8 protein-coding genes and 1 pseudogene are annotated in these 13,498 nt (G+C 41.0%); 5 read left to right on the top strand and 4 right to left on the bottom strand.

All coding sequences use genetic code 11. From position 1 onward, the window contains the following. Positions 1–15: 15 nt before the first annotated feature. The 4 genes from FN809_RS16205 to FN809_RS16190 all read left to right on the top strand — a co-directional run bounded on the left by FN809_RS16205 (position 16) and on the right by FN809_RS16190 (position 7,524). Entirely contained in the window at positions 16–1,737 is a 1,722-nt protein-coding gene (locus FN809_RS16205; RefSeq protein ID WP_142534584.1) for a hypothetical protein, read from the top strand. A gap of 71 nt (positions 1,738–1,808) precedes the next feature. Further along, complete coding sequence (locus FN809_RS16200) at positions 1,809–4,904, top strand: SusC/RagA family TonB-linked outer membrane protein (protein WP_142534583.1); 3,096 nt, start codon at positions 1,809–1,811, stop codon at positions 4,902–4,904. Between the two features lie 41 nt (positions 4,905–4,945). Continuing rightward, complete coding sequence (locus FN809_RS16195) at positions 4,946–6,427, top strand: RagB/SusD family nutrient uptake outer membrane protein (protein ID WP_142534582.1); 1,482 nt, start codon at positions 4,946–4,948, stop codon at positions 6,425–6,427. A gap of 44 nt (positions 6,428–6,471) precedes the next feature. After that, positions 6,472–7,524, top strand: coding sequence for a LamG domain-containing protein (locus FN809_RS16190; RefSeq protein WP_142534581.1), 1,053 nt, complete (start codon positions 6,472–6,474; stop codon positions 7,522–7,524). A 575-nt stretch (positions 7,525–8,099) separates the two neighbouring features. Here FN809_RS16190 and FN809_RS16185 read toward each other — a convergent pair. Continuing rightward, positions 8,100–8,951 carry an energy transducer TonB family protein gene (locus FN809_RS16185; RefSeq protein WP_142534580.1) on the bottom strand — a complete coding sequence of 284 codons (852 nt, stop codon included), beginning with the start codon at positions 8,949–8,951 and terminating at the stop codon, positions 8,100–8,102. 303 nt (positions 8,952–9,254) lie between these two features. Beyond that, positions 9,255–9,701: a JAB domain-containing protein gene (locus tag FN809_RS16180; RefSeq protein WP_142534579.1), complete on the bottom strand. Its 447-nt coding sequence runs from the start codon at positions 9,699–9,701 to the stop codon at positions 9,255–9,257. Between the two features lie 464 nt (positions 9,702–10,165). On the opposite strand from FN809_RS16180, the gene FN809_RS16175 reads away from it, so the two are divergent. Then, a complete protein-coding gene (locus FN809_RS16175; protein ID WP_142534578.1) occupies positions 10,166–10,447 on the top strand; it encodes a helix-turn-helix domain-containing protein in 282 nt (93 codons plus the stop codon). A gap of 486 nt (positions 10,448–10,933) precedes the next feature. Here the strand turns inward: FN809_RS16175 and FN809_RS16170 are convergent, their stop codons facing one another. Further along, positions 10,934–13,216 carry a GH92 family glycosyl hydrolase gene (locus FN809_RS16170; protein WP_142534577.1) on the bottom strand — a complete coding sequence of 761 codons (2,283 nt, stop codon included), beginning with the start codon at positions 13,214–13,216 and terminating at the stop codon, positions 10,934–10,936. Between the two features lie 3 nt (positions 13,217–13,219). Beyond that, positions 13,220–13,498: pseudogene (locus FN809_RS16165) on the bottom strand (hypothetical protein); the annotation flags it as partial.

Raw genomic sequence — 13,498 nt, 5'->3', positions numbered from 1 at the left:
CTAAAAATAATTGTTATGAAACGAAACATATCCTATATCTCAACATTTCTTGTTTTACTTCTTTTGCTGGTTTCTTGCGATCAAAAGCAACCGATCGAACAATTGCAGATTGACAGGGTAGAAACTATGCCCTTTCTTCCGCAACCATACAAAATGCTTGACTGGAAAGAGGTTGCCGTCAATTTTGATCGGTATGTGTTCGATTATAATATTAAAGGCGACTATTTGCCTTTTATATGGCTCGACGATAGCCAGCGCAATTTTCCTCAGCAAACCTTTGGTCTTTACACGGCAATAGGCGATGTGAGGCAGGGCAGCGATGCTAATGGAGGAGAGTTTCACGAAGCTGTTGGTGCTCTTGGCGCACTAATGAGCGCCGGCTTGGTTGGAATTGACAAAACCGACCAGCAAGGGTATAATTATGTAAAAATGAGCCAAAATTATTTCAACCTAGATAATGAGTGGAATATATTCATGAACAACACTTCCGAAAAAGTCGGAAATCTGGGAGGGGGATATTCGAGAGATTGGTGGTACGATGTGTTTCCGAATATGTTGTATTACGCCGTTGCAGATCTTTTCCCCGGAGTGGATCGGTCCGACAGCCTAATGCAAATTGTTGCCGACCAGTTTTACAGCGCCGATTCAACTTTAAATGGAGATTACAGCTACTCCTTCTTCGATTATTCAACAATGGAAGGAAAAAAGAGCCACATCCCTTTTCAAGAAGATGCAGCGGCAGGCCATGCCTGGGTACTTATGGCAGCTTATCAAAAATTTGGGGACGAAAAGTATCTACAAGGCGCCAAATCTGCAACAGAGGCACTCCTTGCACAAAAAGAGAGCAGGTTCTACGAAGTACTCATGCCCTTTGGCGCATTAACTGCCGCCCGGCTAAATGCACAACATGGAACAAGTTATAATTTCCACCCCATCCTAGACTGGACTTTTGATGGCACTCATGCAAGCGATGGACGATATGGCTGGGGAATAATCAATGAGCGCTGGGGCAGTTACGATGTACATGGGATTCAAGGCAGCTGGGACGACGGTGGAGGCTTCGGCTTTCTGATGAATAGTTTCGACATGGCTTGGCCGTTGGTCCCCATGGTTAGGTATGCCCCAGAATATGCCGAAACCATCGGGAAATGGATGCTTAATGTAGCCAATGCCACTCGCTTATTCTATCCCAACGAAATTCCCGATAATAACCAGACTCTTCCTAATAAAAAGAATTTAACCCGAAATGTGATCGCCTATGAAGGACTTAGAAAAAATGACAAGTTTGACAACACATTATTGGTTGACGCATCACCAGTAGCTTTAGGAGACGGTCCCCTTTGGGCCGAAAACAATCCCGATGTATCTCAATTTAGTATTTATGGTTCGGCACATGTAGGTATTTTTGGTGCAATCGTTCAAAAAACCAATGTCGATTTTATTTTAAAACTGGACTGCCTGGCAACTGATTTCCATAGAGACAGCGCTTACCCTACTTATCTAATCTTTAATCCTTACGATAAAGCGATGGAAGTTGATTATTTCTATCAGGGGGAGCCGATCTATCTTTTCGATGTTGTTTCTCATCGTGTATTGGCAAAAAATATAACAGGGAAAACTCCATTAAGTATTCCTGCTCAAAGCGCAAGACTTATTGTTGAAATTCCGGAAGGGTTAAAACTTGAAAAGCAGAATGGAGCTTATAAAGCAGGCGATGTAGTTGTTTCTTATAAATAGGTTTAGCACACAGACTGTCACAAAAAAATAGTTTTTGAAAGCAAATCATGAAAATAAAAAAATCTAAACAAATGGAAACTATAAAAATAAAAAGCCTTTGGATTTTAATAATAGCACTGCTAATACCTTTAGCCAGCAGTAGTCAAGACCAGGCGATAAAGGTAAGTGGCACGGTAAAAGATAACGAAGGTATTGGGTTGCCGGGTGTTTCTATAGTTATTGAAGGAACTACATATGGAACATCGAGTTTTTTAAATGGTGAATATGAGATAGAAATCCCCCGGGAGGTTGAAAACCCAACCCTTGTGTTCAGCTATATTAGTTTTAAAACCCAATCTCATATTGTAGGACAGAACAGGCGCATTGATGTTATCCTGGAGGAAGATACGCAAGTACTGGATGAATTTGTAGTTATTGGGTATGGGGTTCAGCGCAAAATAGATTTAACAGGCTCAGTTTCAAATGTAGATGCAGACCAAATCAGATCGCTTCCGGTAGCCGGCATCGATCAATCTTTACAAGGGCGCGCCGCGGGTGTAAATATTACCTCCAACACAGGAATGCCGGGCGAAGGGGTAAATGTTAGAATTAGAGGGGTTGGATCCATCAACAGCAGTAACGATCCCCTATATATCGTTGATGGTGTGCCAACGGTTGACGCACTTAGCGTTTTATCAACCAGCGACATTGAGTCTATCAGCATACTTAAAGATGCCGCATCTGCCGCAATATACGGTGCGAGGGCCAATAATGGCGTTATTATTATAACAACCCGCAAGGGAACCGAGGGTAAAACAAAAATAGAAATCAACTCCCAAGTTGGCTTTCAAGAGCATGGGAAGCTAACTCCCATGACCAATCGCGACCAGTACATTAGTATGTACAACGAGGCGGCCAACAACGACAACGCCTTTGTTGATAACCCAATATTCCTGCGGAATTTAATTGACGGTGACCTTGCAGCCACTTTACCGGACGTGGATCATCTCGATGCAATTTTTCGCAAAGGATTTATTCAAAATCAAACCGTATCAATTAATGGAGGTAACGACAAACTTACCTATCTTATATCTACAAACTTATTTGAGCAGCAAGGAATAATAATAGGATCGCACTATAAGAAACACTCGGGACGGGTAAGCTTAAATAGCCAAGTGAATGATTACATCCGAATAGGTACAAATATAAATATTTCCAAAAGCGATAACGATATTATAGGAAGTAGCGGGGACGGATACGGTGGAAATGGAGGTAGTGTAGTTCGTTACGCATTGTTTCGTACACCGGCAATCCCTGTTCATGACCAAGACGGGCAGTTTGTGGATCGACCCGCCAATCAAAATTTCTTTGGCGATGGGTACAATCCTGTAGGGTTGGCCGAGAAGATGAACAACAATCGCGGACAGGACCAGCTGTTTGGAGATGTTAATGCGCATATCCAACTATTCCCTTATTTGCACTTCACTTCCACATTAGGTATGGACAAAACCGATTTTAACCAAAGAAGGTTCAATGAAACCTGGGGCACAAATCAAAGAATCAACAATCCTAATTCACTGCAAATTTCAAATGGGTATTTCCAGTCTTTCACTGCCAGCAATGTGTTTTCGTACAATAAAGTTTTTGCAGATGTGCACAGCGTCTCGGCAATGATTGGAACAGAAACTATCAGAAACAAAGGATATACCCATGCAACAACCGAAAGGGACTTCCCCGATCAAGCTGACCATTTGGTGGTTTTAGGAAACGGAGTAGGAAGCGTGGTGGCATCAGAAAATAAATGGGCCAATTCCCTCCTATCATTTTTTGGAAGGGCAAATTATACCTACAACAGAAAATATTTGCTGTCACTGACCCTACGAAGAGACGGCTCTTCGCGCTTTAGCGATGGTAACCAATGGGGAAACTTCTACAGCGTGTCTGGCGCCTGGCGCATCGACCAAGAGAGCTTTATGGAAAATAACGACCTCATTTCTATGCTAAAGCTTAGGGTTGGCTACGGTGCGATTGGAAACCAGGAAGTAGGGAACTACCCCTATTCAGATCAACTTGCCCCTAATATTAACTATCCTTTCGGTGGGGTTATGTCACCGGGGTACGCGATTTCAAATTTAGGGAATCGCGATTTAAAATGGGAAACAAGTACACAAATTGATGTGGGATTAGATATGGCAATATGGCAAAACAAACTCTCGCTCACTATGGATTATTATAGGAAAATAACAGCAGATATGCTTGTACGAGAACCCATCCCCCCCTCAGCTGGATATGCAGAGCCTTCTTGGGTTAACAATGGCGAGATCCTTAACACGGGTATTGAGTTAGACTTAAGCTATAGGAATCAGCTTGGAGATGTTGGCTTAGATGTAAGCGGAAATTTTGCCTATTTGCGAAACGAAGTATTGGATCTGGGAGGCCCAATCGTAGGCGGAAGGATTGACAATGGGGTTTATGCGACCCGAACAGAAGTTGGGCAGCCTATTGGCTCATTTTATTTATACAAGATGGAGGGCATCTTTCAAAACGATTTAGAAATAACTACCAATGCACATCAAGGAAACAATATTTACCCAGGCGATGTGCGATATGCAGATAGTTATACCGACGGATATATAGATGAGCGCGACCGAATGCATGTAGGTAGTGCCATACCAAAGTTTTCAACTGGTTTGCAAATTGCTGCCAACTATAAAAACATAGACGCATCTATGTTTTGGCAAGGCGATTTTGGCCATAAAATATACTATCAAGTGGCAACTGATATCGAAGGCTTTTACCGACCGTTTAACGTAACTAAGCGGTACTACGATGAACGCTGGACAGGAGAAGGCACAAGTAACACGCAGCCCAGAGCATCGTGGAGCGGAAAATCAAATAATACAAGACCTTCCACCCGATTTTTGGAGAACGGATCCTACCTGCGCCTAAAAAATGTACAAATAGGCTATACGCTACCACAAAAATGGATAAGTAAACTGGCAATGACCAATGCAAGAATCTATTTGCTCGCACACAATATGCTGACCTTTACGAAATATCCGGGCTTGGATCCGGAAATGACGACCAGCGACAATTCAAAAGCAGAAGGTGATGCTGCTGCCGGTATCGACTGGGGGACTTACCCTCTGGCAAGGTCTTACAATATTGGCATACAAATTAAGTTTTAGCCGTAATGATTAGTTCTGTAAAAAATAAAATCTATATAGCCATGATAAAATTATTCCGTATATTAATCGTAGCTGTCCTTTTGTTGACGGGATGCACCGACTTCCTGAAGGAGGAAATGGAAGGCATATATACAAGTGCAACCTTTTTTCAAACCGATGAGCATGCCATGCTTGCCCTCACCGCGGCCTATCAGCCGGCAAGCTTTACCAGCATTGAGAACCCTTTGTGGGTCTATGGCGATGTTGCTTCCGACGACGCCATTAAAGGTGGCGTTCCTGGAGACCAAAGTGAAATTGAATTTATCGGACAGTTTACTTATACAAGGGACAATGGATTTCTCGAAAGCATCTGGCAAAGATATTACGAAGGGATATCAAGGTCGAACGATGTAATTTATCGCCTAAGTGCCAATGTTAGTCCAGAAGTAAAAGAGACAACTACGGCCGAGGCCAAATTCCTGAGGGCATACTATTATTTCCATTTAGTAAATATATTTGGCGAAATACCCCTTAAAGTTGAACCGGCCGTTACCGAAAAAGACTTGCACGTACCCATATCATCGGTCGCTAAAATTTACGAAAAAATTGAAACCGACTTGATTGAATCTGCCGAAGCTTTGTCTGCCACCGGCGTGCAACAGGGTAGGGCAACAAAAGGCGCAGCATTGGGTCTTTTGGCAAAAGTTTATTTATTTCAGAAAAAATATGAACTTTGTTTAAATGCTATTGACGACATCGAGCTTCTTGGGCTCTATTCCCTTATGCCCATTTACAGTCACAATTTTAAATTCGGAACCCAAAACAACGCCGAGTCCCTATTTGAGATACAGCACTTAAGCGACCAAGATCCGTTTCAAGGAAATATTTTAAACCAATGGTTTGCGCCACAGGCCGAAAACGGCTACTTTTTTAATGTCCCCACCAAAGATTTTGTAAGCGCTTTTGAAAAAAATGCGGATGGAGCTTCTGACCCTCGTTTAGATTACACATTAGGCAGAGAAGGTTCAGAATGGATTAACGGCGAGGCGTTTGATCCCACTTGGTCACCCACCGGATATATTCAAAAAAAACATCTCCAGCCTTTATCAGAGATACCCGCCGGCCTAAAGGGCAACGGCAATCTTAACTATATATTTATGCGATATGCGGAAATCCTATTGATAAAAGCAGAAGCGCTCAATGAACTTTCCAGGAGCACCTTGGCACTATCACCTTTAAACGAGGTCAGAAAAAGAGCAAGGGAGAGCTTCCTTTATGATGAGTCGATCCAAGGATTTGGAGCTATCCCGCCAAATCTCCTTAAAGATGTTGTCACAACGGATCAAGGTATCTTACGAGAAATAATCCGTAACGAAAGAAGGGTAGAGCTGGGTTTTGAGTTCCATAGATTTTATGATCTGATGCGCTATGGAAAAACATATTCCGAAGAAAAACTTTCAGAAACCAACTTTCAATATGATGAACATAGATTTTTTCCGATACCCCAAAACGAAGTAGATATTAACAATCAGATAAGCAATTAGCCGTAATTAAATTAGTTTTTATTTATTAATCAAAATTCAATCACATGAAAAATTTTAAATGGATGAACATGTTTGTAATCGTATTGCTTACAGGAAGTTTTATTTCCTTTAACTCCTGTAGCGACGACGATGATGATCCGGTTTCAGTTGATAAAACTGAATTGGCGGCCAAAATTAAAGTGGCCGAAGATCTTATTGCAGGTACAGAAGAAGGAACTGCCGAGGGGCAGTACATCCCTGGTTCCAAAGTAGCTCTTCAAGCTGTAATTGACAATGCAAAACTTGTCAATAGCGCTCCCGATGCTCTTCAGACGGCGGTTGATAACACCTTAATTGCGCTGAACGAAGCGATAGGTGTTTACAACTCTAAAGTGGTAGAGGCCATAGCCCCAACAGCTCTTATAGGTCATTGGACCTTTGACGATGGTTCAGGAACCACCCTTACCGATCACTCCGGCAATGACTTTCACGGAACCCTCACAAGCGGTGCCGACACTTGGGGCGGTGGATTGCCCGTATGGGCAGAAGACCGCTATGGAAATCAAGGCAAAGCACTTTCATTCGATATGGGGGCGTATGTAAAAATACCGAACAACCCGGCATTTAGCCCGCAAACTATTTCAATAGCTGTTTGGGTAAATGCTGCGGAAATACTTGAGAACAATCGTTTTATCGGATTGCACTCATGGAATGGGTACAAGTTTCAGCTCCAATCGGTAAACAAAGCTTTCTTCACTGTTGCAACTACCGACGGTATTTTTGACAAAGACACCGAGCCCGAACTTGATATTCAAACGTGGTATCACCTAGCAGTAACAGTAGGGGATGGGAAAACAACTTTCTATGTAAACGGAACAAAAGCGCAGGTGTGGGAAGATACCCCGGGAACACTTGTTTCTTCACCCAACGATCTTGTTTTTGGTAGGGATACTGATGTGTATGCAGCCGATGACTCTAACTACGATAACGACAAAATTATTCCTCTTGCCTGGGGAGGATACTTCCATGGTATGATGGATGAAGTTAGAATTTATAAAACTGTTTTAAGCGATGCGCAGGTTCAGTCAATCTATAATTTAGAAAAACCATTAGAATAAGCTTTATAGGGTAGAATTCTTGTAAAAAGGGAAGGCCCGGGTTTTTCATCGACAAAAGATGGTGCCTGGGCTTTTTTATCATAAGCAACATCTAAAGACATAAAAAAAACGGACACACTTTTATAAAAACACTAATATCCAAAGCGTTTATTGTTACATATGCTCTTTTTTCACGAGTCACTTGTACAGTGGTTCGTCAAGTATAAGCACAATCACTCTTCACGCCAACCATACCTTTAACCCACTTTAAAATAAGGTAAGGCCCCATTTTCATGAGAACTTCCTTATTAAATTTCAGACAGCTTGATGCTCAGCCTTGCCTAACCTGCCTCACGAAACCTCAATTTGAGAACTAAATACTTGATAATGCATCGCAAAAATTATTCATAAAGTTTAAACCACTAATAGACAAGATAATAGAAATAGTCGGAAGGAATAACGAGGCACACACAAGCGGTCATAAGTAATGCGGGGGTAAGTGCTAAATTTGGGCAAACAAGGGGAAAAGGTATACTTTGTCACCAAAAAAAAGTCCTATCCTTTTCCCTATAAATTGGTTTCGTGAGACTATTTCTTTAATTAAGTTCAAAATGATAGGTAATAGAACCTCGTTGAAAAGCTGCTGCATTAGAATCAGAATTAAATCTAGTCTGAGATGCTGCTTTTAAAGCTGCAGATATCAATTGTCTGTTTTGAGTAGTTGAACCTTTCAACTCAAATTCGGCATTAACCACATTTCCTTTTTTATTTACAGTTATTGCAATAACAACTATACCTTCTTCCTGAACGCTATAATTAGGAGCTGGCAATGGTCCTAATAATGAGCGTCCTTTTAATGAAAGACCAGGAGCCATATTTGTTATGTAAGGCTTTCTTTCTGTTTCGCTCTTTTGTTTGTGTGGTATATATGGTTGTTCTTCAGTTTGGTTAAAGAATCTAGTAGTCACGGACATAAAATCGGTTTCCAAGTCTCCTTTGTTTGAGGCGGTGTAGATGCCCTCATATATCGCGTTCGAGAGGCATTCTTCACATTTAACCACATACCGTACCGTGTTGATATTGCTTTTTTCCAGTTTACGGATATCAGCAGAGGTCAGGTAATAGGCTGTTATCGCCACATCATCCATGTTGTCCTTTATGCCTTTGTCGTCACAGGCAATGACAGAGCCGTCATCAAGGTACACGATAAGCTTTCCGCTTATCCTTACCGTGCTCACCAGTTTCGAGCTGATTATCAATAGCTCCTTCTCCCCATCCTTCGCGAATACAAGTTTTAGGTCGGCGATAAAATCATTATCCGAGTTCGATTTTAGGATGAAGGTTTCCGTGCAAGGAAAACTTTTCTCGCCTATAAACGCAAGGTTCTGCCCTATCGCGCATATCGAGAAGCTTACAGCCAGAACAGTAAAAATTAAAAATCTTTTCATATCCCGTGTTTTTTCACCTTGTTAAAGGTAAATATTTTTCCATGATTAATCCTAGCGTAAATGGCCCGGTGACCAACATAGCTGTGATTTAGGCCAACTATTATTTGCTGAACCCATGAAGTGGCTAATGGGCAACATATTAGTCACGGGTCAGATTATATGCAAAAAGCAAACTCGATTTGTTATTTTTACACAACACACTAAGTGTATCCTCTTAATATACTGATAGATGTAAAATTGTTTGCGTTTTCGCAGCTATGTAGTCATTAGGCCTAATTATAATCTGAATTGATAAAAAAAGGGCTATAAAGCCCCTTCATTTGCAAAACTGTAGTACTCATCAAAAGCATTGACAATTATATGGTCTAGTAACGCGATATCCAGCATCTTTGCCGCAGCTTTAATTTTATTTGTGATGGCCATGTCTTGTTGTGATGGTTCAAGATTGCCTGATGGATGGTTGTGCGTTATAATACATCCCGAAGCTTGGCTAAGTAGCGCCGCTTGAAAAATAGTACGAACATCGACGACTGTTCCGGATATTCCACCTTCCGAAGCTTTATAATATCCCGAAATATGATTTGAACGGTTTAAGAAGATAACAAAGAAAAACTCTCTGTGTGATATAGTATCTCCATCATAAAGAGATCGTGCATATCGGCAAATATCACTAGGTCCATTTATTTTATAAATGGGTTTACTGTCTAATACATACTTTAATTCAACTTGTGGGAAATTGTATTCATTCATAATTTAATACCCATGCCTTTGGGATTTTTTAATGGTATCAAGCACACCTGTTTTAATTAAATTTTGTGCTTAAAGACCGGATGATGAAAAATAAGTCAAGGGGTTTATGTCATTCCGTTTTTTACGGAATGAACAAATCCGACGGAAAAAAGCCTTGCTTTTTCCCCTTTACTATTTTGAGGCATGTAGGTATTTTGCAGGAAATTTGAATAAATAAGAACTTCCGCTCTCCCCACAGTGGGCAATGAAGAAATTAACCTATATGAAGTTGTAGTATATTACAACTATATGTATATTGTATTCTAACAAAACACAAACATGTTATGAAACGAGCCCCCGAATGGTCGGGGCAGGCTATAAGAGTAGCCTCTCACATAACTTGTCCCGCTTTTGCGGGAGGGGAAAACATTATCGGCGAGTTCTCCCGATGCATCGGGACCACATAAATCAATAATTATAATGAGATGAAAAAAAACACACTTTATCCTATGGAAAAAGAGTTTTTGGGGAATAAAGACGACGAACCAAAAGTAATTTACGGTAGTCTATATAATGTGCAGCTTGGCTCTAAAATAAAACAGTTAAGGGAAGAAAGAAAATTAACACAGACACAATTTGGAGCATTAATAAACAAGCCTGAAGGGAACATTTCAAAGCTGGAGAACGGAAAATTTAACCCAAGCGTTGAATATCTTTTAAAAGTTGCCAAAGCACTCGAAATGAGATTAGAAATCCGTTTTGAATAAGAGCCATTTGAAGCAAGCTTTAAATCTGTTGCTGCGTTCATAAAAAAGGTGTTAGCCCCCTATTCTGTTGCTTTTGGCAATCAATAACTTGCAGCAAACCAAAAACGGCACGGTGCGTCACTCAACGGTGGGTTGTACCATTTGGGCGCGTAAGCAAAAAACACGCTTGTAAATAAAAAGTTTCCTTATCGGAGTTTACGGAGCAAGGAAACCTTGTTTGCAAGGGTATTGGCGGGGCGTTAAAAGCTCTTGGCATGCTATAGCGGAATAGTGTGACCGTTTTTCAGGTCACCTTCCGCTAAGTAATGCCAAGTGCTGTAACGCGAGGGGTACCGCTGGGGGATAATATAGATGATGGGGGAGGAGCTAAGATTTAAGCTGAAAAGTATTAAAACACCTCACAAAGCTACAGCTATAAAAACAGCAGCGTCTAATTTATAGATAATCATATATTTTGATTATGCTGAATTTCCAAAGTACTAACTTTTAATTTATCCAGTTAATTATTTTTTTTTCAGACATGTATATTTTAAGTTCCCCTCCATCTTTAAAATCATCATAACTAAATGTTTGAGATTCTAATTTTTTTCCATTGAGTTCAACTTTTTGCACGTATTTATTGTGCAGAGAGTTATTTATTACGCTAATGGTAAAAAAACCATCCCCAATGGCCAAACGTGCTTTGTCTATAATGGGTCGGCCAATTCTAAATTCATCCCTACCGGGAGTAACTTGATAGATGCCAAGTGCATTTAAAACATACCACGCCGACATTTGACCACAATCCTCATTGCCAATTATCCCTTCGGGGGTAGGCTTATAGAAATGATATAATATAGAATCCAATACTTCCTGAGTTCGCCACGGGCGATCAGAAAACTGATACATATAGGGTACGTGATGACTGGGTTCATTACCATGTGCATACTGACCTATTAAGCCAGTAATATCTGCCGAAGCATTGTCTCCCTCTATAACAGAGGAGGTTGTAAATAAACTATCGAGCCAAATACCTAAATTTTCCTTTCCACCCATTAACTGCCCTAATTCATTAATGGCATGTGGAACAAAAGGAGTCCATTGCCAGGCATTTCCTTCTACAAATTCACTTTTTAGATGATCTGAGAAACGCGGATTAAAATTTTCATCCCAACTTCCGTCAGCTTTCTTGCCCCGCATAAATTGCGTTTGAGAATCAAAATAATATTCATAGGCCTTGCCTTTTTCGTAATATTGACCGGATAGCTCAGCGTCGCCAACTAATTCGGCCATTACAGCAATGCACCAATCATAATAAGCCATTTCCAGTCCGTACGATACTGACTCTGTACATTTATCCACGGGCACATAGCCCATTTTTTCTTTATAGTAAATGTGCTCAGGCATCACATTTTCTGCACGTGTGCCTTTATGTTTTTCTTTAAACACAGGGTTCCACTGCGAGCTTTTCACGGCTGCGGCCAATAATTTATCAGGAATCGAATCAAGTAATCCTTTTTGCATAGCATCCGCCAAAATGGCAACGGCGGGATAGCCTACCATAGTACCTGTATAATTTCCGTTCAGCGGCCACTTTGGTAACAGGCCACCCTTTTCCTGATGGTCCAAAAGATCATAGCCCCAATCCCGCGCTCGCTCCGGTTCTATTATCGTCATTAACGGATACCAACTTCTGAAAACATCCCATAAAGAATAAACCGTATAATGCTCCTTTCCGTCAGATTGATGAATTTCCTGATCCATGCCCCTATAACGACCATCGAGGTCGCTGTAAAGCATGGGAGCAATTTTTGAATGATACATGGCAGTATAAAAATTAATGAGTACTGCCTGATTGTCGGTTTCGATAGTTACTTTTTCGAGTTCGCTTCTCCATTCCTTTTGCGCCGCTTGCACAACCTGATCAATCGAAGTATAAGTCGACAGCTCCGAAAGGTTTTGTTCGGCTCCTGCCACATCTACAGCTGAAATACCAACCGATGCATTCAAGGCCTTATCTAACCTTCCAAATGATAGGTAAAGCTTTAAATCCTTACCCTCAGCTTCCTTACCATTAAATACTTCGTTATTTACACGTATTTGATGGTTCAAAATTGGCTTGTCAAATACACACCTGAACCAAACCGGATCATTAGCTGCCCACCCACTTGTTAAGCGGTAGCCAATTACCGTATGTTCATCCAAAAGGGCAATTTCGCTCTCCACCAGATGATGCCCCCAATCGGACTGAAGGATATGCGAGAGATCTATCATCACACAAGCTTCATCCTGTTGCGGGAATGTGTATTTATGCCATCCCGTACGTTTTGTTGCAGATAATTCTGCATTTATATTCCAAGGCTGCACCTTAACCTGATAATAACCTGGTTGTGCCGATTCGTTTTCGTGAGAAAAATGTCCAGTGGGTTTTTTATCGGGAAACGAACCAGTAAATGGCAGAAACAGAAAATCGCCCATGTCGCCGATGCCTGTGCCACTTAAATGGGTATGGCTAAAGCCATACAATGTAGTATCATCGTAATGATAGCCACTACTTGCTTCCCAACCAAACAGATGCGTGTCGGGGCTCAGTTGAACACGACCATGAGGAACAACAGCTCCCGGGAATGTATGACCATGAAAACCTGTCCCTATAAATGGATCTACATATTGCAACAGGTTTTTATTATTATCCTTATTAAAGTTATTATCGCTGTCTACCATGGAGCAAGCCGCTGATAAAAACAAACCGACTCCGAGGATATACCGACCAATATTTTTTATAACCATAATCTATTTTGTTTTTTGCATGTTAAAATCTGAATCAATAATTCTGAATTCTGAATCGTCATAATCCCAATTAAGGATATTGGATAAAGTAGGAATAATATGTGCCGCCATCTTTAGCTGCCCCCGGTAGGAGGGATGCCAGTCGGATCCGAAATCATTTTGCGTATTTAATAAATAAGTTGGGATGCCAATAAAATACAGTTTTTGATCATTGTATATTAAACGGGATGATTCCGTCACTTCTTTTATATTTGTGTAGGCTGGTTCATCTCTTAATGGCCC

It is taken from the genome of Saccharicrinis carchari (assembly GCF_900182605.1).
In the GTDB taxonomy this organism is placed as follows: Bacteria; Bacteroidota; Bacteroidia; order Bacteroidales; family Marinilabiliaceae; genus Saccharicrinis; species Saccharicrinis carchari.
The sequence above is the reverse complement of the archived record's forward strand: the minus strand, read 5'-3'. Positions and strand labels throughout refer to the sequence as shown.

Bases quoted from the DNA above. Each gene is read 5' to 3' on its own strand.
- FN809_RS16200 (WP_142534583.1), top strand. From the start codon at position 1,809: ATGGAAACTATAAAAATAAAAAGCCTTTGGATTTTAATAATAGCACTG.
- FN809_RS16195 (WP_142534582.1), top strand. From the start codon at position 4,946: ATGATAAAATTATTCCGTATATTAATCGTAGCTGTCCTTTTGTTGACG.
- FN809_RS16185 (WP_142534580.1), bottom strand. From the start codon at position 8,951: ATGAAAAGATTTTTAATTTTTACTGTTCTGGCTGTAAGCTTCTCGATA.
- FN809_RS16190 (WP_142534581.1), top strand. From the start codon at position 6,472: ATGAAAAATTTTAAATGGATGAACATGTTTGTAATCGTATTGCTTACA.
- FN809_RS16205 (WP_142534584.1), top strand. From the start codon at position 16: ATGAAACGAAACATATCCTATATCTCAACATTTCTTGTTTTACTTCTT.
- FN809_RS16170 (WP_142534577.1), bottom strand. From the start codon at position 13,216: ATGGTTATAAAAAATATTGGTCGGTATATCCTCGGAGTCGGTTTGTTT.
- FN809_RS16180 (WP_142534579.1), bottom strand. From the start codon at position 9,701: ATGAATGAATACAATTTCCCACAAGTTGAATTAAAGTATGTATTAGAC.
- FN809_RS16175 (WP_142534578.1), top strand. From the start codon at position 10,166: ATGAAAAAAAACACACTTTATCCTATGGAAAAAGAGTTTTTGGGGAAT.